14 protein-coding genes are annotated in these 21,348 nt (G+C 61.6%); 9 read left to right on the top strand and 5 right to left on the bottom strand.

What is annotated here, in order from left to right; all coding sequences use genetic code 11:
- Positions 1-23: 23 nt before the first annotated feature.
- The 3 genes from ACZ5WW_RS12930 to ACZ5WW_RS12920 form a co-directional block, all read right to left on the bottom strand.
- The gene (locus ACZ5WW_RS12930; protein WP_377168196.1) at positions 24-467 is read right to left on the bottom strand and encodes an ExbD/TolR family protein; all 444 of its coding nucleotides are present in this window, start codon (positions 465-467) and stop codon (positions 24-26) included.
- A gap of 21 nt (positions 468-488) precedes the next feature.
- Positions 489-1,304 carry a MotA/TolQ/ExbB proton channel family protein gene (locus ACZ5WW_RS12925; RefSeq protein ID WP_377168194.1) on the bottom strand — a complete coding sequence of 272 codons (816 nt, stop codon included), beginning with the start codon at positions 1,302-1,304 and terminating at the stop codon, positions 489-491.
- 66 nt (positions 1,305-1,370) lie between these two features.
- Positions 1,371-2,813, bottom strand: a complete 1,443-nt coding sequence (locus ACZ5WW_RS12920) for a DUF1501 domain-containing protein (protein ID WP_377168192.1) — start codon at positions 2,811-2,813, stop codon at positions 1,371-1,373.
- Positions 2,814-2,954: 141 nt separating this feature from the next.
- Between ACZ5WW_RS12920 and ACZ5WW_RS12915 the strand changes: the two genes are divergently transcribed.
- The 8 genes from ACZ5WW_RS12915 to ACZ5WW_RS12880 all read left to right on the top strand — a co-directional run bounded on the left by ACZ5WW_RS12915 (position 2,955) and on the right by ACZ5WW_RS12880 (position 15,778).
- Positions 2,955-6,002 (top strand): DUF1592 domain-containing protein, encoded by a 3,048-nt coding sequence (locus tag ACZ5WW_RS12915; protein ID WP_377168190.1) that lies wholly within the window; start codon positions 2,955-2,957, stop codon positions 6,000-6,002.
- A 26-nt stretch (positions 6,003-6,028) separates the two neighbouring features.
- Positions 6,029-7,348: a DUF1552 domain-containing protein gene (locus ACZ5WW_RS12910; RefSeq protein WP_377168188.1), complete on the top strand. Its 1,320-nt coding sequence runs from the start codon at positions 6,029-6,031 to the stop codon at positions 7,346-7,348.
- A 37-nt stretch (positions 7,349-7,385) separates the two neighbouring features.
- Positions 7,386-8,393, top strand: a complete 1,008-nt coding sequence (locus ACZ5WW_RS12905) for a succinylglutamate desuccinylase/aspartoacylase family protein (protein ID WP_377168187.1) — start codon at positions 7,386-7,388, stop codon at positions 8,391-8,393.
- Complete coding sequence (locus tag ACZ5WW_RS12900; protein WP_377168185.1) at positions 8,390-9,616, top strand: MFS transporter; 1,227 nt, start codon at positions 8,390-8,392, stop codon at positions 9,614-9,616. The genes ACZ5WW_RS12905 and ACZ5WW_RS12900 overlap by 4 nt, the downstream gene beginning before the upstream one ends.
- Positions 9,617-9,708: 92 nt before the next feature.
- Positions 9,709-10,518 carry an alpha/beta hydrolase gene (locus ACZ5WW_RS12895; protein WP_377168183.1) on the top strand — a complete coding sequence of 270 codons (810 nt, stop codon included), beginning with the start codon at positions 9,709-9,711 and terminating at the stop codon, positions 10,516-10,518.
- A complete protein-coding gene (locus ACZ5WW_RS12890; RefSeq protein WP_377168181.1) occupies positions 10,515-13,133 on the top strand; it encodes a prolyl oligopeptidase family serine peptidase in 2,619 nt (872 codons plus the stop codon). The genes ACZ5WW_RS12895 and ACZ5WW_RS12890 overlap by 4 nt, the downstream gene beginning before the upstream one ends.
- 12 nt (positions 13,134-13,145) lie before the next feature.
- Positions 13,146-14,645: a M81 family metallopeptidase gene (locus tag ACZ5WW_RS12885; protein WP_377168179.1), complete on the top strand. Its 1,500-nt coding sequence runs from the start codon at positions 13,146-13,148 to the stop codon at positions 14,643-14,645.
- Positions 14,642-15,778 (top strand): mandelate racemase/muconate lactonizing enzyme family protein, encoded by a 1,137-nt coding sequence (locus ACZ5WW_RS12880; protein ID WP_377168177.1) that lies wholly within the window; start codon positions 14,642-14,644, stop codon positions 15,776-15,778. Before ACZ5WW_RS12885 ends, ACZ5WW_RS12880 begins: the two co-directional genes overlap by 4 nt.
- 282 nt (positions 15,779-16,060) lie before the next feature.
- Here the strand turns inward: ACZ5WW_RS12880 and ACZ5WW_RS12875 are convergent, their stop codons facing one another.
- Positions 16,061-19,075 carry a PSD1 and planctomycete cytochrome C domain-containing protein gene (locus ACZ5WW_RS12875; RefSeq protein WP_377168175.1) on the bottom strand — a complete coding sequence of 1,005 codons (3,015 nt, stop codon included), beginning with the start codon at positions 19,073-19,075 and terminating at the stop codon, positions 16,061-16,063.
- Positions 19,076-19,157: 82 nt separating this feature from the next.
- Positions 19,158-20,342 carry a serine/threonine protein kinase gene (locus tag ACZ5WW_RS12870; RefSeq protein WP_377168173.1) on the bottom strand — a complete coding sequence of 395 codons (1,185 nt, stop codon included), beginning with the start codon at positions 20,340-20,342 and terminating at the stop codon, positions 19,158-19,160.
- A gap of 105 nt (positions 20,343-20,447) precedes the next feature.
- Between ACZ5WW_RS12870 and proC the strand changes: the two genes are divergently transcribed.
- Entirely contained in the window at positions 20,448-21,251 is an 804-nt protein-coding gene (proC, locus tag ACZ5WW_RS12865; protein WP_377168171.1) for a pyrroline-5-carboxylate reductase, read from the top strand.
- Positions 21,252-21,348 lie beyond the last annotated feature (97 nt).

Raw genomic sequence — 21,348 nt, 5'->3', positions numbered from 1 at the left:
TTGGGGACTTCGCGGCGGTCATCTCACTTGGGCGTGGAGGCAGGTTGGTCAGCGTCAGGTTTGCGCGTTGCAAAGGCAATGTTCCAGATGCCAGCCTTCTGGCAGGTATCCAGCACCCGGATAACGTGCTGATAATTGACGATTTCATCGCCACGAAGGATCACAGCCTGATCCTTGTAGAGCGAGACGATGTTTTTCAGCTTCACCAGCAGCTCGTCGGTGTTGAACTTCTGGCCGTTGACGAGGATCTCGCCGTCTTTTTTGATGTTGATGATGATCTCGCCGACATTGCGGGACTCCTTTTCCTTGCCCTCTTCGGCGGCAGGCACGCTCACGTCCATGACCTGCTCCTCCTTGGCATACTGGAAGGTGACGGCAAAGAAAATGACGAGCAGGAACAGCACGTCCACCAGCGGTGCGAGCTGCATGGGCGAGGGTTCGATGGAATGCTGTTTGCGGAAATTCATCGCGAATGGGGAACTGCCTGTTTACTGGCCGGCGACGGCGCGTGCGGCACGCTTGTACTGCACCGCGAGCAGGGCCATCAGGTGGGTGGTCGCGGCTTCCATTTCAGAGATCAGACGGTTCACCTTGCCACGAAAGATGGCGTAGAACATGAGGGACGGAATGCCGATGACGAGACCGGAGGCCGTGCAGAGCAGCGCCTCAGAAACCCCCTGGGCGAGGCCGAGCTGGTTTGAGCCTGCAGCACCCTTGCCGGAGATTTCATGGAAGGTGGTGATCATGCCCAGGGTCGTGCCGAGCAGGCCGAGCATGGGGGCGATGGCGCCTACGTCACCGAGATAGGCGATGCGGGCCAGCAGAAGGCTGGACTGGCGGTTGCCCTCGGCTTCGGTGACTTCCTTGACCTCCTCAAAGCTCGCGCTCGGGTTGCGTGTGGCAAAGTCGAGCGTTTTGGAGGTGATGCGGGCGATGCATTCGTTGCGGCGGTTGCACACCGCGAGCAGTCCCAGGTAGTCCTGCTTGCGGATCAGGGCATCCGCCGAGTTCATAAAGGCATCGCTGACCACGGTGCCCTGCCTGACCGTGAAGCCAAAGAGCACGATCATAAAGAGGGCAATCATCGACAGAATGATCAGCGGGTAGGCCATGACCCCGGTGCGCTTGACGAAGCCCTGAAAAGTCAGCACATCGCCGTAGGGGTTGTCTTCGCCAGCCGGAGCCTGGGTCACGGTCACCCCATGAGCGGCAGGCGCAGGCTGCTGGGCCTGGGCCTTGTTGAGGTTCATCGTGAAGATGAGCGCCACCAGCACGGCCAGGGCGAAGAAGATTTTTCGGTGCATGAGGCGGCGATTGTAAACGTATGCGCCAGCCTTGCAAGGGGCCGGTGGCTGGCTTTACCGGCCCGGTCAGGCCAGCAGTTCCCGTACCACTTTGCACTCGTTTACGCCTGTGAGGCGGAAATCCAGCCCTGCGTACTTGTAGGTGAACTTTTCGTGATCGAAGCCCAGAATGCGCAGGATCGTGGCATGCAGATCATGCACGTGGACGGGGTTTTCCGTGGCTTGGAAGCCAAATTCATCGGTGGAGCCATGAGTGTAGCCGCCCCGCACACCGCCGCCGGCCATCCACATCGTGAAGCCGTAATGGTTGTGGTCGCGGCCGTGTTGCTTGCCGGCATTGGCACCGGGGGTGGGCAGTTCCACGGCCGGGGTGCGGCCAAATTCGCCCCCCCACAGCATGAGGGTTTCGTCCCAGAGGCCGCGCTGTTTTAGGTCGCTCATAAAAGCGGCCATGGCCCCGTCCGTCTGCTGTCCAAGCTTCCGGTGCTCCAAAATTTCGTCGTGATTGTCCCACGGCTGGCCTGCGCCAGTCCAGAGCTGGATGAAGCGCACCCCGCGCTCCAGCAGACGCCGGGCGATGAGGCACTGACGGCCAAACGCGTGGTCTCCGTACATTTTCCGAACCGATTCCGGCTCCTTCATGATGTCGAAGGCGTCCGTGGCCTCCATCTGCATGCGGTAGGCCAGTTCGTAGCTCTGCACGCGGGCTTCGAGCTGCTGGTCGCGGTCCTGCTGAACCAGATTGCGCTGGTTGAGCTCCTGCAGGAGGTCGAGCTGGCGGCGCTGCTGCTTGAGATCGAGCGAACCGTTTTTGATGAATTCCACGAGTTTTTCAACCCGGGTGTCCTCGGTGTTGATGTAAGCGCCCTGGTAGGCGCTGGGCAGGAAAGCTGACTGCCAGTTTTTGGTGCGGCGTGTGGGCATGCCTCCGGGGCACATGGCGATGTAGCCTGGAAGGTTTTGGTTTTCACTGCCGAGGCCGTAGGTCACCCAGGAGCCCATGGTCGGGCGGTTCAGGCGGCCTTCCCCACTGTTCATCAGCCCCAGGGAAGGCTCATGGTTGGGCACGTCCGCGTACATCGAGCGGATCACGCAGAGATCGTCGGCAAAAGCACCGGTCTTTTCAAAGACTTCGCTCACTTCCAGCCCGCACTCACCGCGCTTGGTAAACTTGAAGGGGGATTTGAAGCCTGCCCCGGTCGGGCGCTCGGTTTTGAGCACGTTCGGCAGCGGCTTGCCGTCGTATTTGTCCAGCATTGGCTTCGGGTCGAAGGTATCCACGTGGGATGGCCCGCCATTCATGAAGAAATGCACCACCCGTTTGGCCTTTGGCTCAAAATGGGGGCGTTTGACGGCCATGGGGTCCAGGGTGGCGGCTGCCGCCTGCTGTGTGAACAGTGAGCCGAGGGCTACCGATCCAAAGCCCATGCCGACACGTTGCAGCAGTTCGCGGCGCGTCAAAAATGCATGCTCCAAGTTTGGGGCATGATGTGAAAAAGAGGAGTTCATGGGGGTATGAAAGGTACGTTCCCGGGAGGGGATGTTTTTGCAGGATCTCTTGCGCGAGATTTATAGCACAGGAAAGCGCAAAAAAGGAGCAGAAGCTGCTGATGGAAGGCTCCGTAAATTAGCGTATCCTTTATACCCCCAATGTTTTCGAATTCACGCCATCTTGCTCTGGCCGCCTTTGTCGTCGGCTCGTTTCCCCTTTCCGCTGCTCCGGCCTGGAAAGACGCTGAAGTCGTTTTGAAGGCCAAATGCTATGAGTGCCATAACCCCAAGAAGACTAAGGGCGATGTTGATTTGCAGCAGTTTGCCGCCGATCCCCAGCTGGCCAAGCATTTTGAGGTCTGGCTCAAGGTGAAGGACACCATCGAAAACGGCGACATGCCGCCGCCGAAGGCCCACCAGATGACCGACCAGGAGAACCATGCCCTTCTCGGCTGGGTCAATGGTGAGCTCGATGCCCTGGCTGCCGCCCAGTCCGGCGATCCCGGCCCCGTGACCATGCGCCGGCTCACCAACGCCGAATACGACTACACCATCCGCGACCTCACCGGGCACGACTACAGCCTGGCCAAGGAATTCCAGACCGACGGCGGTGGTGGCGAGGGTTTCAGCAATACCGGCGACGTGCTTTTCATGAGCCCCGCCGCGCTGGACAAATACTTTGGCGCCGCCCGCAAGGTGGCCGATTTCGCCACCATCATGCCGGGCACCGGCATCGTGTTCAATTCGCAACGCATCGGCCTGCGTGGCCCTGAACAGGTCAAGGCGCAGGCTCAGCAGGCGCTGTATGTGTGGTACCAGCAGAAGGCGGCTCCGTTTCTGCCAAAAGACTTCGATGACATGCGCGAGGCGGACTACATGGTGGCCTGCTGGAAGCACAAGCACTTCAAAACCCCGCTCGAACAGCTCGCAAAGGAGGGAGGGCTGCAGCTGCCCTTCCTGCAGAACTGGAACACCCTCGTCAATGCCACGGAGCCCAAGTCACGCTTCCTCGACCTCACCCGTGTGGCCTGGCGCGAGCTTCCAGCACCCGACGCTGCCAAACCTGGCCAGGTGCCGCAGGCCGTGATCGACGGAGCCAAGGCCGTCCAGGCCCAGCTCCTTTCCTGGAACAATCCCAAAAAGCCCGGCAGCGGCGTGCAGCGCCAGCAGCAGGACGCCGACGGCATCCGCGCCTACCAAATGAACATCGAGGTGAAGGGCAAGAAGCAGGCCTTCCTGTGCATCGGCGACGATGGCGACGGCAACAAAGGAGACATCGCCCTCATCACCAAGCTTGATGTGCGTACCACCAAGGGGCACCTGCTGTATATGGACTGGCTCAACAAGCAGATAGGCGAAGACCAAAAGGCCCTCGCCGCCACGCCGCCTCCGGCCAATGCCGAGGCGCTGAAGCAGCGCATCGCCGAGTTGGAGAAAGTGAAAAGCGCTTTTGGCAAGCATCCGCAGGGCCGCCAGATCGAGCCCGGAGTGCTGGCCATCGCGGCACCGCTGGCTTTCACCCTCCCGTTGCCTGAAAACGCCACCTGGCTGCATGCCGAGGCCCGCCTGGACCTGCAAAATCCCGACATCAACGACGGCACCATCCAGTGGGCGCTCACCACGGACAAGCCCCGCGACGTCACCAAGATCATGCCCGGCGTGCTCACCGTTTGGAAGACCCAGACTGATGCAGCCCGCAACACCATGCGGGATTTTGGCGTCATGAAGCAGGCCTTCCCGGACATGTATGAGCGCAGGCTTGAGGAAGTGGCCAGCAATCTCTATCGCCGCAACCCGGGCATCACGGTCTATTACTTCAGTGATGATCAGCTCGGCCAGCTTCTCGGCCCCAAAGACCGCGACTACCTCGCGGCCATGAAGAAGGACTTTGGCTACACCGCCAATCCCAAGCTCAACCCGCAGCAGCAGAAGGAGTTCGACTCCGCCCTGCTCGGGCACCTGCGCTACTTTGCCGGTCGTGCCTGGCGTCGGCCGCTCACTCCCGAGGAAGGCCAGAAACTCGATGCCCTCTACTTTGAAGGACGCAAAAAAGAGCTCGATCGCGAATCCGCCGCGCGCGAGGTCGTGGTGCGTGTGCTGGTTTCCCCCTTCTTCCTCTTCAAGGCGGAGACTCTGCCGCTGGCCAGCAATCCCACGGGCGATGTGAAGCTCAACGCCTATGAGCTGGCCTCCCGCCTCAGCTACTTCATCTGGGCCTCCCAGCCTGACTGGGAGCTGCGCAAGGCTGCTGATGACGGCAGCCTGCTCAAGCCCGAAGTCCTCGCTGCGCAGACCAAGCGCATGCTGCGCGACCGCAAGGCCACGGCGCTTGCCAAGGAATTCGCCGGCCAGTGGCTGAAGTTCAACGGCTTCGACGAAAAGAGCACCGTCGATGAGAAGAAGTTCCCCGAATTCACCACCGAGATCCGCAACGACATGCAGCGGGAGACCCTCGAGTTCTTCTCCCATCTCGTGCGCGATGACCGCAACGTGGGCGACATCATTGGTGGCGACTACTCCTTCCTCAATGAGCGCCTGGCCAAATTCTACGGCGTCCCGGGTGTCACTGGCGGTGATTTCCGCGAGGTAAAAGTGGCCCAGCAGCATCGCGGCGGCCTGCTTGGCATGGGAGCCATCCTGACCAAGACCTCCCGCCCCAACCGCACCAGCCCCGTGGTGCGTGGAGACTATCTCTACCAGGTGGTGCTCGGCTTCAGCTCACCGCCGCCGCCGCCGAATGTTCCCAAGCTGCCGGACAGCGCCGTGAAGCCCGCCTCTCTGCGCGAGGCCCTCATGGTCCACCGCACCGACGCTGCCTGCGCCGTCTGCCATGAGCGCATCGATCCGCTCGGCTTCGCCCTTGAAAGCTTCGACCCCATTGGTCGCTTCCGTACCGCCGATGAAACGGGTGGCAAGATCGACGACACCGGCGAGCTGAAAGACGGCACCAAGTTCCAGGGCCTGCCCGGCCTGCGCGACTACCTCAAGAAAAACGAAGTCAACTTCTCCGCTCAGTTCTGCCGCAAGCTCCTCGGCTACGCCCTCGGCCGTCAGACCATGCCGAGCGACAAAGCCTTGCTCGCCAAGATGCAGGCCACGCTGAAGCAGAACGGCGGCAAGTTCTCCGCCGCCGTGCTCGAAGTCGTCAACAGCCGCCAGTTCCTCAACCGCCGCAGCGAGGCCGTGGTGGCCTCCTCGAATCAATAAAACACCTCGCCACCCGTCTTACCTTTATGAACCTTTCCCGTCGCAAATTTCTCCGTGGCTCAGGCATCGCTCTCGGGCTGCCTTGGTTTGAGTCGATCAACTCCTTTGGAGCTGATGCGGTGAAAAACAACACCGCGCCGCGTCGTCTCGCCGTGTGCTTCACCGGCAATGGCGTCAATCCGCACCACTGGGGCGCCACGCAGGGCGCTGGCGGCATGGAGTTCATGAAAACGCTCACGCCGTTGGAGCCGATCAAGAAGCACATCAGCGTGTTCAAGGGCCTGTGGAATCCCACCACTGTGGAAGGGGAGGGCGGGCACTACCCCAAGATGAACGTGCTCTGCGGACTCAAGGTGAAGAAGACCACCACTGATGTCGAAGTCGGCACCACCATGGACCAGCTCGTCGCCGCACAGACGGGCAAGTTCACCCCCGTGCCCTGCGTCGTGCTGGGCACCGAGCGCCCCAGCTACAGCACGGACTCCGGCTTCACTTCCATCTACTCCGCCTACATCTCCTGGAGCACTCCTACCACCCCTGCGCCGAAGGAGATCTTCCCACAACAGGCCTTCGACCAGCTCTTTGACGACGGCAGCAAGCGCAAGCGTGACAAGAGCATCCTCGACCTCGTGATGGAAGACGCCGGCGCGCTGAAGCCCAAGCTCAGCCAGCGCGACAAGCAGAAGCTCGACGAATACCTCACCTCCGTGCGCGAGATCGAGCAGCGCGTCGAGCTCGCCGAAAAAATCAGCCAGGCCGAAACCCGCGGCGCGGGCTGGCAGCCCACCGTCAAGGTGCCCACCCTTGCACGCCCCGGCTCCGGCATTCCCACCAGCAGCGAGGACCATCTGCGCCTCATGTTCGACATCATGCTTCTGGCCTTCCAGATGGACCGCACCCGCGTGGCCACCTTCATGATGAACAACGACCTCTCCAACATGCGCTTCCCCAGCCTGGAAGGCATCAGCGGCGGCATCCATGAGCTCTCCCACCACGCCAATGACGAGCACCGCCTCGACATGTATCAGCGCGTGAACCAGCACCAGGTGAAGCTCTGGGGAGAGTTTCTCACCAAGATGCAGGCCACCAATGAAGGCGAGCGCAGCCTGCTGGAAAACAGCATGGTCATGCTCACCAGCAGCCTCTTCGACGGCAACGCCCACGACTCCCGCCAGCTCCCTGTCGTCCTCGCCGGCAACGGCGGCGGCTCCATCCAGGCTGGTCGCTTCCACGACCTTAGCGCCGACCCCAACCGCAAAATGTGCCGCCTCCACATCGCCCTCATGGACCGCATGGGCCTGCATGTCGGACATTTTGGCGATGCCGAGAACGCGTTGGCGATTTAGTTCGTGAGGTGATGGCTTCGGGCACCGTAGAGGTGTCATGGTCATCACCTCCCTCGATTTCGACAAACCGGGCAAGCAGCAGGGCTTCCTGCAGGTCCCTTATTCCCACAATCTCGGTGGCTGGGCGAATGTGATGGTGCCCATCACGGTCGTGGCTCGTGGCAAAGGACCGACAGTGCTCGTGCTCGGCGGCAATCATGGGGACGAGTATCAGGGGCAGATCGCCGCGATGAAGCTCGCGCGTGAACTGACGCCTGAGAAGGTGACGGGCCGCGTCATTCTCATACCTTCGCTCAATTTTCCTGCGGCACGTGCTGCCACGCGACTCTCGCCGCTCGATGGCATGAACATGAACCGCGCCTTTCCTGGCGATGCAGAAGGTCCGGTGACGAGCCAGATCGCGCACTATCTGCGCACGGTGCTCTTTCCGCTCAGTGATGTCGTCATCGACATGCACTCGGGCGGTCGCAGCATGGAGTTCGTCCCTTGCGCGCACATGCATCTCGTGCCGGATCGTGAGCAGCGGGCGAGGATGTTTGCCGCCATGCTCGCGTGGGGCACGGAGTTCTGCTTCATCTACGCGGACATCGCCGGCAGCGGACTCCTGCCTGTCGAAGCCGAGAACCAGGGCAAGCTCGTCATCACCACCGAACTCGGCGGCGGCGAGTGCGTTCCCGCCAGTGTGCATCGCATCACACAATGCGGCTTGAAGAATGTGCTCATCCATGTCGGAGCGCTGAAAGGCCGTGAGCAGCCCCGAAAAGCAACCGCGATCATCACGCAGGCCACCAATCGCGAAGATTACATTCTTGCGCCTGAGTCGGGCATTTTTGAAATCGCCGTCGATCTCGGGGGCAAAGTGAAGCCTGGGCAGACGGTGGGTTTCATCCATCATCTGGAGCGTGCGGATCGGGCTCCGGAACCCATTGTGGCACAAACTGCCGGTTACTTGATCACGATGCGCGCGCCGTGTCTCACGCAGCAGGGCGACTGCGTCGCGGTGATCGCGCGACAGGTCAGTGCACGTGAAGTTCTAAGTGCATGAACCGCGCAAAAACGGCAGGTGCCCTCGTGGCCTTCATGTGGTTCGCGTATTTCCTGAATTACTGCGACCGTCAGGCGATCTTCTCGATGTTTCCGTCGTTGAAGCTCGACCTGAAAATGACGGATCAGGAACTCGGGCTCGTCGGCGCGGTGTTTCTTTGGGTGTATGCCATCGGCTGCCCGGTCTCCGGCTATCTTGGAGATCGCTTTTCAAAACGTCTGCTCGTCGTGCTGAGTCTGGTCGTGTGGAGCATCGTGACCATTGGGACCGGCTTTGTCACCTCAGGTGTGCTGATGCTCGTGATGCGTGCGGCGATGGGCGTGTCCGAGTCGCTTTACATGTCCAGCGCGGTCGCGCTCACGGCCAGCGCGTATCCTGTGGCGAGGCGCTCACGGGCGGTGTCGATGCTCATGACCGGCCAGATTGCGGGCACGGTGGCAGGCAGCTGGTTTGGCGGCTTCATGGCGGATCGTGGCCAGTGGCGCTGGGCCTTCTTCGCGCTCGGTGCGGTGGGCGTGCTCTACGCGATTCCTTACTTCACCTTCCTGCGGCGGGTTGGGGAACCTCAGCCTGACAAAGCTGGGAGCGCAGGCGGCATCAGTTTTGCAGCACTCGTTCGTTCGCGCACCTTTGTCCTGCTCTGCCTGGTGTTTCCGGTGTTCGTCTTTGGCATCTGGCTGCTCTACGGCTGGCTGCCCGCATTTCTGCATGACAAGTTTCATCTCAATCAGGCTGATGCCGCGTTCAACGCCACCGTCTTTCTGCAAGCCGCCACGTTGGCCGGTGTGCTTGGCGGCGGCATGATCGCAGATGCGCTTTACCAGCGCATGCCAGCCGCGCGCCTGTGGCTCATGGTGTGCGGCCTCGCGCTGTCCGCGCCTTGCATTCATGCCCTTGGCAACAGCGACACGCTGCTCGTCACCCGCGTCGCCGCAACCGGTTTCGGCCTGTTCAGCGGCCTCTTTATCGCAAACATCTTCCCGGCCTCCTTCGATGTCGTGTCTTCAGACGCAAGGGCCACCGCCGTTGGCCTGCTGAACTTCTTTGGCGCTATCATGTCCGGCTTTGCCACGCTTTTCGGCGGCATGTGGAAGCAAACCCTCGGCATTGACCGCCTTCTCTCTCTCACTGCGCTTGCTTATTTCACGGCAGCCATGGCCTTGTTCGTCGGCATCAAGGTGCTGTTTCATCGTGATCACAACCATATCGTCTCCCATTCATGAAGAACATCCTCCTTTTATGCTCAGCAGCTTTTTTGCTCAGCTCACCGGCTGGACAAGCATCAGCGCAAACGCCTGCCAGACCCACGCCCGCCGTGCGCATCGCACTGTGGCACGGCAAAGCCCCTGATGGGGGCGGCAAGTTCGAGGATTGCACGAAGGAACTCGAAGTCTTTCTTCCGCCCGCTGGCAAAGCCAATGGTGCTGCCATCGTCCTGTGCCCCGGCGGTGGCTACATCCGCCACGTCACCGACCGCGAGGGCTACCCCATTGCCCAATGGCTCAATGAGCACGGCATCGCCTGCGTCATTCTCGAATACCGTCTGCCCTCGTTGCGCCATGCGGTGCCATTGCTCGATGCGCAGCGCGCCATTCGCCTCACACGCGCCAAAGCTGTGGAGTGGAAGATCGACCCGCAGCGCATCGGTATCCTCGGTTTTTCCGCAGGTGGTCATGTCGCCTCCACAGCGGTGACGCATTTTGATCAGGGCAATGCCGCGTCTGCTGATCCCATCGAGCGGTTGAGTTGTCGCCCCGATTTCGGCTGGCTCGTCTATCCCGTCGTCACCATGGGCGAATTCACGCACGCAGGATCGAAGGCGCAGTTGCTCGGCACCGACCCGAAGCCCGACCTCGTGCGACTCTATTCCAACGAACTGCAGGTCAGCGGTCAAACCCCGCCGACCTTCCTCGCCCACGCCATCGACGACAAGGCGGTGCCGATTGAAAACAGCCGACAGTTTGTCGCCGCCATGCAGGCGAACCACCTTCCGGTCCAACTCCTTGAACTTCCCTCCGGAGGGCACGGCCTCAACGGCTGCAAAGGCCCGCTGTGGGAGGAGTGGAAAGCGGCTGCCCTTGCATGGATGGCAGGACGCAAACTGATTCCGGAGGTCAGACCATGAGAAGGGCCGCTCTCATCATCCTCGTCATCGCGGCCCGGGTTCTGGCTGACGAGCCGCAGGACATCGTCTTCAAAGCCGACATCGACGGCAGTCAGCAGCGATATGTCGAACTCATGCCGCCGGACTTCGATCCAAAGGCGCCGCATGACGTGGTGCTCGCATTTCATGGACATGGGGCAGACCGCTGGCAGTTCATCAAGGATACGCGCGGCGAATGCAAGGGCGTGCGCGATGTGGCGGCAAAGTTTGGCATGATCGTTGTCTCGCCAGACTACCGGGCAAAGACTTCGTGGATGGGGCCGAAGGCGGAGGCGGATGTGGTGCAGATCATCGCAGAAATGAAGCTGCGCCATCATGTGGGGCGTGTGTTTGTCGCCGGTGGCTCCATGGGCGGGACGGCGGTGCTTGCTTTCACCGCGCTGCATCCTGAACTCGTGGCGGGCGTGTGCAGCCTCAATGGAACGGCCAATCTGATCGATTATGAGAAGTTTCAGGAAGCTCGCACGGCTTCCTTTGGCGGATCGAAATCGGCAGTGCCAGAGGAATACAAGAAGCGCAGCGCGGAGTTCTTTCCCGAAATGTTCACGATGTCTGCGGCGTTCACCACGGGTGGCAAAGATGACGTTGTGCCGCCGCAGAGTGTCCTGAGGCTCGTGGAGAAGCTCAGGCAGGCGAAACGCAAGGTGCTGAGCATTCACCGCGAGGCCGGCGGGCATTCCACGACCTATGAGGACACCTGCGCGGCGATGGAGTTCATGCTGCGAGAGGCGGGATGCCGGGCAACGGGCGAGCGTGATGCGCTGCGTGTCACGATGGGTGCCAAATCACCTGCCGCGGATCTGGCAGCGGATGCCCAGGTCTTTGGCAAAGCCATCGACCGGGCCTTGAAGTATGAATCTGCGCTCACTGAGGCTGACATGCGGTTGCTCAAAAATGCGGGCGTTCGCGCGAAGGAGCGTGCCGTGGCCGCAGCCGCCAGCACTCCCACCTGGACCACAAAGAAGGGAAAAGTCGTGCGGGGCTTCTTCTCCGCCGTGGATGGTTCCGTGCAGCCCTATGGAGTGATCGTGCCTGAGAAATACGACGCCACAAAGCCGATGCGGCTCGATGTGGTGCTGCATGGCAGCTCAAAACCGGTGGGCATGAGCGAGATGAAATTCATCGCTCGATTTGATGAGGGCGATGACGTGGCGAAGTCCGTGCCGGATGTCGATTACATCGAGCTGCATCCGCTGGGTCGCGTGGAGAACTGTTACCGCTGGGCCGGTGAGACGGATGTCTTCGAGGCCATTGAAGCCGTCTGCCGGAACTACAGGATCGACCGTGACCGTGTGGTGCTGCGTGGCATGTCGATGGGGGCGTCGGGCACCTGGCATCTGGGTTTGAAGAATCCTGACCGCTTCGTCGCCATCGGGCCCTACTGCGGCTATGTGGACACGCATCGTTTCTCCGAGACACCGATTCCAGGCTTCATCAAGGTTGGTCCGCTGCCGACGTATCAGGAAATCGGCCTGCACATGCTTGACTCGGTGGACTACGCCGCCAACGCCGGAGTCGTGCCCGCCATAGCGGCCATTGGTGACAAGGATGTGTTCTTCCAGGCGCACGTCATCATGGGCGAGGCCTTCGCCAAAGAGGGCATCCCATTCACGAATCTCATTTCGCATGGCACCGGGCATGTCATTGAGCCGAAGACGCATGCCGAGCAGATGCGCCGCATCTCCGAATACGCAGCGAAGGGGCTCGATCACGACCCGAAACAGCTCATCTTCGTCACCTGGACGGTCAAATACAACCGCTGTCACTGGCTGGAGCTGCTCAGCCTCGGCAGGCATTACGAACGTGCCGAGTTTCGTGCCAGCTTGATCGGGGATGGCCTTGAAGTCAGCGAAACAGGCAACATCACACGTTTTGCCATCCATCGTCCGCTGTCCCGGATGCGCATCGCAGGTGCCGAGATCTCCCTGCCTCCTCACAAGCCTGAGGACGTGCTCGTGTTTGCACAGACCGGTGGTTTATGGATGTGCGAGGGCTTGCGCAGTCAAGTCAAGCTCACCGGCAAGCGCCCGGGACTGCAAGGCCCCATTGACGATGCCTTCGCCACACCTTTTCTCTGCGTGCGTGGCACTGGCAGGCCCTGGAATGAGGCAGTGAATGCATGGGCGGACGAGAATCTGAAGCGCTTCAAATACGAATGGTCGCGCTACATGGGCGGCGATCTGCCGGTGAAAAACGACACCGAAGTCACCGAGGCTGACATGCGCGGCAAGCATCTCATCCTCTTCGGTGATCCCGGCAGCAACTCGTGGATCGCCAGAGCGCTGCCGAATCTCCCCGTGACGTGGACACACGACGAAGTTCGTCTCGGTGATGTCACGCAGCCGGCCAGGGATCATGCGCCTGTTTTCATCTGCGCCAGCCCGCTCGCGCAGGATCGCTACCTCGTCATCAACAGCGGCCACACCTTCCACGAGAAGGAGTTTGCCGCCTTCAACTATCTGCTTTTCCCACGGCTTGGTGACTGGGCGGTGATCAAGATCGGAGCGGAAGAGAAAGTGGTCCGTGCCGGCTATTTTGATGAGTCATGGCGGAAGGCTGGCGTTGTTGCGCCGTAGAATATTGCACCCATGCCACGCATCCTCATCGCCGAATGCAAACAGGAAGTCTCCACCTTCAATCCGCACCTGAGCGGATATGACGATTTCACGCTTCGTCACGGCCAGGCAATTCTCGACTACCACCGGCAGGTGCGCAGTGAAGTCGGCGGAGCGTTGAATGTGCTGGATGCAACGCCGGGCGTGGAGCTCGTGCCGACGTGCAGCGCCCATTTCATCACCTCTGGCGGCACGCTGGCGGATGCGGCTTTTGAGCGCATCGCGGACGAACTGCTATCCAGCATCAGAGCTGCACCGCCCGTGGATGGCATTTACTTTTCTCTGCACGGAGCTATGGCGGCCCAGAGCCAGGATGACCCGGAAGGCTGGCTTCTGGAGCAGACTCGGAAGATCGTCGGCGAGAGGGTTCCCATCGTCATCTCCCTGGATCTGCACGGCATCCTCACGGACCGCATGCTGGAGCAAAGCGATGCTGCCGTGGCCTTTCACACCTATCCTCATGTCGATTTTTTCAGCACAGGCGAGCGCTCCGCTCGGCTGCTCCTGCGCATCGTCGCGGGTGAAGTGAAACCCGTCACCGCCAAGGTGCGGGTGCCTGCGCTCGTTCGTGGCGATGAACTGATCACCGCCTCCGGCTCCATTCGTCACGCGGTGAATGCCGCGATGGCGGTCGAGCAAAGCGCAGGCGGCCTCTCGGCAGCGATGATGTGGGGTAATCCCTTTACCGATGTTCCCGCCCTCGCCTCGAACAGTTTTGTCGTGACAGACAATGATCCAGCTCTCGCGGAACGCGAAGCTCTGCGCATCGCCGGCTTGTTCTGGGAGCATCATGAGAAGATGCAGGTTCCCCTCACCAGCCTGGCTGAAGCCGCGCGCCAGACCAAGGAGAATGCCTCCGGAACCGTAGTGCTTGTGGATGCGGCGGATGCCACGAGCTCCGGTGCCTCCGGTGACAGCAATGCAATCCTTCGCGCCCTGATCGATGCAGGCTATGAAGGCACGGCCTTGGTCCCCATCGTTGATCCTGGTGCTGTGGAGGCCGCCTTCCGGGCGGGTGTTGGGCATGCAGTCAAAACAACGGTCGGAGGCGCTCTGGATGCCGGCCGCTTTACCCCGCTACCCATGGAAGGGCACGTGAGAATGCTCTCAGACGGCTGGTTTCACAGCGAGACCACACGCGAGCTGTGGCAGGCCGGCCCCACGGCGGTGATTCAGTCCGGTCACATCACGCTTATCATCACCAGCCGCGCGGTGAGCCTCTATGACCGCGCACTGTTCCTGTCTCACGGCTGCGATCCCAGGCATTATGGAGCCGTCGTGGTAAAGTCGCCGCAATGTGAGCGCCACATGTTCAAAGACTGGGCTGCGCGATACATTGATGTGGATGCCCCGGGCTCCACCAGCGCCCATCTCCGCAGCCTCGGCCACGTCCGCTGCGAACGCCCCATGTTCCCGCTCGATGCGGAGGTTTCTTTCCAACCCCAGGCCAAAATTTTCCAACGACACCCATGAAAATCCGAGAAATTCGCTGCGCAGGTTTGCGCGGTGCCACCCCCGAAGGCGGCTGGAGCAACGAGCTCCGGCCTGAAGACTGTGTTCATACACTCATCGCCGTCCACACCGATGAAGGCGCCGTGGGGCTCGGCAGCGTGTTCACCCATGATGCGCTCGTGCGTGCCTCCCTCGCGGTACTGGAGCCGCTCTATCGTGGCGAGAACGCCCTCGAACCCGAGCGCGTGAGCGAGAAACTGCACCAGAACATGTTCTGGCTCGGTCGTGGTGGTTCCATCACGCACACCATCAGCGGCATCGACATCGCCCTGTGGGATCTGCTGGGCAAAGCCACCGGGCAGCCGGTCGGTCGTCTGCTTGGCGGTCGTTATCGCGAGCGCGTGCAGCCTTATGCCTCGTTGCTGATGGATGAGCCGGCAAAGCTGCGTGATCACCTGCTCCAGGTGAAGGCCCAGGGCTTCCGCGCATTCAAAATTGGCTGGGGGCCGTTTGGCCGTCGGAATGCGGCCACCGATGAAGCGATCGTCAAAGCCGCACGTGAAGCCGTGGGGGCTGAATCGCGATTGATGGTCGATGCCGGTGGCAGCGATGCGCATTGGACGAACGGCTACAAGTGGGCGCTGAACACCGCGAAGATGCTCGCCGATTACGGGGTGCATTGGTTTGAAGAAGCGCTCACACCCGACTCGCTCGAAGACTTCGTGAAGCTGCGCGAGCATTCACCTGTGCCCATCAGTGGCGGTGAGGTGCTCACCCGGCGTCAGGCCTTTCAGCCTTTCCTCGAAGCGCGCGCCTTCGACATCATCCAGCCAGACGTTACGAAGGTTGGCGGCATCAGCGAAGAGCGGCGCATCGCTTGGATGGCGCAGGAGCACGGCGTACAGTTCATTCCACACGGGTGGAACACGGCCGTGGGTCTCGCGGCCGATCTGCACCTCGCCTCGGCTTTTCCCGGCACCGATCTCGTCGAATACCTCACGGGTTCGCCATTCATTGACGAAATCACCCTCGGTGGCTGGAAGCTTGATGCCGAAGGCATGCTGGCCATTCCGACCACGCCCGGACTCGGTCTCGAACTCGATCCTGATGCGGTGAAAAAATACACCAACGGGGAGAAGCTGTTGGAACGGTGAAATTCTTTTGGATGCTGGTCCAAAGCCTTTCCAGCGACAGGTTTTCAGGCGCTCGCAAGTCCAGCGTTGAACAAGCCTGACTGCGTTGCGCAACATGGAAAACGCTCTGGCGATTTGATCGCCAGGGCTTGCGCATGGCCCAGTGCAGGCCGAATGAACTCTCTCAAGCGACAGCTGGCACCGTGTTGTATTTGAGTGCCTGCTTCAGCCAGCAACCACTCTGACATCTGTTTTTGGAACTGCCAGAGTCTTACAGGCAGTGCATGCGTCAGCCCTGTTGGATCACTCCTTCGTGATTGTCTCATCCAGATTCAGCAGCACGCGGGCAACGAGGGTGTGGGAGTCGATTTCGCCGGACTTGGGCTGGTGGCGCTGGAGCATGCCGAGCAGGACGGTCGTTTCCTTCGCACTCGGCGGGCGGCCGGTGCAGAGGCGGAAGCCGTAGGCGATGCGGGCAGCATCATCCGCGCCGCCTTCTTTCCACATGCGTGCGCCGAGAGCTTTTGCGGCCTCCATGCTCATGGTTTCATTCAAGGTCATGAGGGCCTGGAGTGGCGTGTTGCTCTTGGAACGGCGGATGCAGGAGCTCTCGCCATTCGGCACGTCAAAGGTGCTCAGGAAAGGATACGGCGTGCTGCGGCGGCGGAAGACATAGAGGCTGCGCCGGAACTGGCTCGCGTCCTCATCCACCTTCCAGGGGAAGGGCGCGTAACTGGCGGGTTTTTCGAAGAGGTATGCCGGGGCGGGTGGCATTACAGGGCGTCCGCCCACGGCGGGATTGAGAAGGCCGCTGGCGGCGAGCTGGATGTCGCGCACCACCTCGCCCTCCACACGGAAGCGCGGGCCGCGGGCGAGCAGGCGGTTGTAGGGATCGCGCTCCAGAAGCTGCGGTGTGACCTTGCTGCTCTGCTGATAGGTCGCACTGCTGGTGATGAGGCGCAGCAGGTGCTTGGTGCTCCAGCCGTGCTCCATGAAATCGACCGCCAGCCAGTCGAGCAGGGCGGGGTGGCTGGGTGGCGAGCCCTGGGTGCCCAGGTCCTCCGCAGTTTCGATCAAACCGGTGCCAAAGACCGCCTGCCATACGCGGTTCACATAGGCGCGGGCGGCGGTGGGAGATTTCCTGTCCACCAGCCATCTGGCAAAGGTGAGGCGCGAGCCATCGGCGTTCTTGGGCAGCGGATTCAGCACCGCAGGCACCCCGGCGGTCACACGATTGTCGGGCTTGAGGAAATCGCCGCGCTTGAGCACGGAGGTCATGCGCGGCTCAGAGCGGCTGTCCAGCACGAGCGTGGTGGTGCCTTCGGGATGCTGCTTCCAGAGGGACTCGATTTCGTCATTCACCGGCTGCCATTCGGCCACGGTGGTGCGGAAGACAGAGAACTCGGGCTTGCCGCCATAGAGCGGATTGGCCGCAGCCTTGGGTGCGTCGGTCACACTGATGCGGTAGCGGCCGAGGTTCATCGTCTGCAGGTCATCGCTGTTCCAGCCGCCGTGCTTCATGCTCAGCGTGACAACGAGCTCGCTGTCGGGCTTCAGCTCCACGGGCTTCTCCAGCACAAAGACCGCGTTGCGCGGCACATTGCGCCGTCCCGGACCGGCGTTGATGCCCCAGGCGGTGTCCGCCTTGCCATCGATCGCGTAGGCGATGGGGCCGGTGACGCGCTTGTCCTTCTCGCTTTCCTTGTCGCGCGCAAAGGGTGCGAGAGGCGTGTTTTCAGGCTCGCCAAAATCCGCCGTGGCCTGACTGAATTTCAGCTTGGTCGGTTTGCCGTCGATCTTCATTTCCGCGCTGAACTCCGTCAGCGCCGCCGTGCCCTTCTGCGAGCGGCCGGGGCCATAGGCAGGGAGGTTGGGGTCGTTCATGAGTTCCAGACGGAAGGCGGTGATGGTGGTGAGAGGAGGGCGGACACTCTTGTCCGCGCTCCTGTCAGGCATCGGGGCGTCATGAAAGCCCTTCACCGCAAACTTCACGTCGCTCTTTGTCGGGGCGTAGCCTTGGGCGAGGATGCTGCCGTCGGGCTGGCGCAGAGCCTTTTCACCGCCGGAGGGGTCGTCTTCAAAGGCCAGGGTGTGCCATTGAGGCTGCGCGGATTTCACAGAAGCCACCCACTGGTTCATGCGCTGCTGCCAGTCCGGGTGGTCGTGCTTCAGCTTGGCTTCCAGCTCGCCGATGCGTGTGAGCAGCTGCGTGCGCTGCATCTGCTCGCCGCTGGTGTACACCACGCGCCAGGGCTCGTTGTCATTGTTCAGGAAGGCGAACATGCGGTAGTACTCCTCCTGCGAGATGGGGTCGTACTTATGGTTGTGGCACTGCGTGCAGCCGATGGTGAGGCCGAGGACGCTTTTGCCGATGGTGTCCATGCGGTCAAACATGGCCTCCATGCGGAACTGCTCCGGGTCCACACCACCCTCCTCGTTGATCATCGTGTTGCGGAGGAAGCCAGTGGCCACGATCTGGTCCTGTGTGGCCTTTGGCAGTTCGTCGCCTGCGAGCTGCTGGATGATGAACTGGTCGTAGGGCAGGTCGCGGTTGTAGGCGTTCACCACCCAGTCGCGGTAAAACCAGATGAAGCGCATCGGGTCTTTTTCATAGCCGTTGCTGTCCGCATAGTGGGCTGCATCCAGCCAGTGGCGCGCCCAGCGCTCGCCATAGTGCGGCGAGTTCAGCAGAGTGGAGACCGCACGCTGGATGCTGCCAGTGGCGTCTTTCTGACAAGCCGTGGCAAAGGCATCGATCTCCTGCGGCGTGGGTGGCAGGCCGGTCAGGTCCAGGTGCAGGCGGCGCAGCAGCGTGGCGGGTTCTGCAGATTGGGAAGGGGAGAGGCCTTCCTTCTGCAGCCGCTCGCGGATGAAGGCATCGATGGGGTGCTTGGCGTTCGTCGGTACCTTCGGCTTCACCGGGGGCTTGAAGGCCCAGTGATCTGTCTTCTGCTCCAGCTTCACGCTCGCGCTGTCCGGCCACACCGCTCCGGCATCGATCCACTCCTTGAGCTTGGCGATTTCCGCCGTGCTCAGCGGGTCGCCCTTGCGCGGCATGCGCATCTTTGGGTTCGTGCCCAGCACGGCGTGCATCAGGCGGCTGTCGTCCGCTTTGCCCGGCAGGATGGCCACGCCAAAGTCGCCGCCCTTGAGCGCGCTGGGCTTGTGGTCCAGCCGGAAGGCCGCCTCCTGCTTGTGTCCGCCGTGGCACTGGTAGCAGTGCTCTGCAAAGATGGGCTGGATGTCCTGGACGAAATCCACCGCCGCCTGTGCGGGTGCGGCGAGCAGCAGAAAGAGGAGGGCGGGTTGGCTTTTCACGACTCGGAGGAATACTCCAACCCAGCATGCGAAATCAGCGCCTGATGCATGGAGAATGCTGTCGCGCGGTAGCCTGTGCCGCCTAGTGGAGACTGGTGCGGGGTTTGGCAGGCAGCTGAGCCCGAATGACTGTATGCTGGTGGCTGCCCGTCCCAGCATGCCGGGCGGCGGCAACGGTGGCAGATTTTCCGCTGTTCATGACGGTGGAAGCTTGCAAACCGGGGAGGAACTTCTGAAGTACAGTCCAGGCAAAAACCCCGATGACGGTGAGTGCGGCGATCTTTAGCAGCACGGTGGCCATGACACGGGTGCGGGAGGCCTTTTTGGGCACGGCTGCCAGTGGTAGTGGGCGGCCCACAGGCGATGACGACGCCTTGGTCAGCACGGGCCGGGGCTTTGGCGCAGTGGACCCGAGCCGTGTGGTCTTGGCGCCTGCGGCCATCACCGGGGGCTGCTTTGTCTGGTAGGCGGAGCCGGCCGGCATGCTCTGCATCAGCACTGTCAGAGCTTGTGAAACGGATTTTGGGCGCTGCTGCGGCACCAGATTGAGCAGCCAAGCCAGCCAGTCGCGCAGGGGCTGGTCCAGGTCGGGCCGCAGATGGGCCAGCACCTCGCTGGCGTCAAAGGCCAGCCAGTCCTCCATGACCTCATTCACCGTGGTTCCCAGAGTCGGAGTGGTGTTTGTGGCGATGCAGAACAGGCTGCCTGCCGCAGTGAAAAGATCGCTCCGCATCGTGGGCTGGCCGCCGCTGTGCAGCTCAGGTGCGCGAAACCACAGCGTCTCAGGCGGCTGGGTTTTGCGGGCCATGGAGAGTCCCCAGTCCTGCACCTGTAGAAACAAGCCGCCGTCGGGGTGGTCGGCGATGATGAGATTGCTCGGCTTTAGATCGCCATGGGGCAGGCCCATTTTTTCGCCCACCAGCAGGGCGTGCATGAGCTGTGCCGCCAGTGTGCGCAGATCCTTAGGGGAGGGCCTGCGCTCTTCGTCAAAGGAGCGGCCGTTCAAGCCCGGCATGAAATCAGACACCAGGGCGAGCTCATCCTCTGCGGGCAGCAGCATATGGAGACCCGCGATGTGCGGATGTCGCAGCTGCATCAGAGAAGGGGCCATTTCCAGGAGGAGCTCGCGATTCAGCGGATGTGCGGCTTCGTGGTCCTGGAGCAGGGCTTTGATCAAAACCTTGCGTCCCGTTTCCGTCTCGACCCCCCGGTAAACTTTGGCAGAAGGGCCTGCGGCGAGGATTTTTTCTGGGTGAAATTGGTCCACGTGCGATTTAGTGGTTGTTTTTAATATCATCGCAAAAAACAGGGGGAAAATGCAAGACAAGATTGGCGCACTTGCGCGCCAGCGCATCCGCCCCACAGTTATGCCATGATGAAACTCGGACTGATTGGCTGTGGAAAAATGGGTGGTGCACTGCTGCGCGGCGTGGAGCAGGCGCTGGGAAAAAGCGGCCTGCATGTGGCGCTGAGCGATGTGATGCCCGAGGCCGTGAGCGCCCTGCGTAAATGCCTCACCTGCAAGACCATCACCGGCACACCGGCTGAGGTCGCGGCCGCTTCGGACGTCATCATCCTCGCTGTGAAGCCGGGTGACATGCAGGGTCTGTGCGAAAGCCTCGCCCAGGTCAAAGGCTCTCGGCTCTACCTCAGCATCGCCGCCGGGGTATCGCTGTCGCATCTGGAGGCCTGGCTCGGCGAAAAGCAGCGCGTGATTCGCAGCATGCCCAATACCCCGGCGCTCGTCGGTATCGGGGCCGCAGCCTATGCGCGCGGAAGCAAGGCCACGGCAAAGGACGCGGCGCTGGCGGAGAAGATTCTGGGAGCCGTGGGCACGGCGGACGAAGTGGCGGAAAAGCTGCTCGATGCCGTCACCGGCCTCTCCGGCAGCGGCCCGGCATACGTTTACACCGTCATCGAGGCCCTGGCCGATGGCGGCGTCCTCATGGGCCTGCCACGCGCAGCGGCCCTGCGCCTTGCGGCCCAGACCGTTGCAGGTGCGGCGGAGATGGTGCTCACCACTGGCAAACATCCCGCAGCTCTGCGGGATGAAGTCACCAGCCCAGGTGGTACGACCATTGCCGGGCTGGAAAAGCTGGAGCAGCACGGGCTGCGCCATGCGATGATCCAGGCCGTGCGCGCGGCTACAGAGAAGAGCAAAGCGCTCGGGGCGTGAAGAAGGTGTGATGGGCACGAGCAGTCTCATGCCGGTCTTCAGCCTTTACCCAGCCCGCAGTATCGACACGGCAGAATGACTCATATGCCGTTCGAAT

The organism is Prosthecobacter fluviatilis, assembly GCF_055388355.1.
This window is presented reverse-complemented; position numbering and strand designations above follow the sequence as displayed.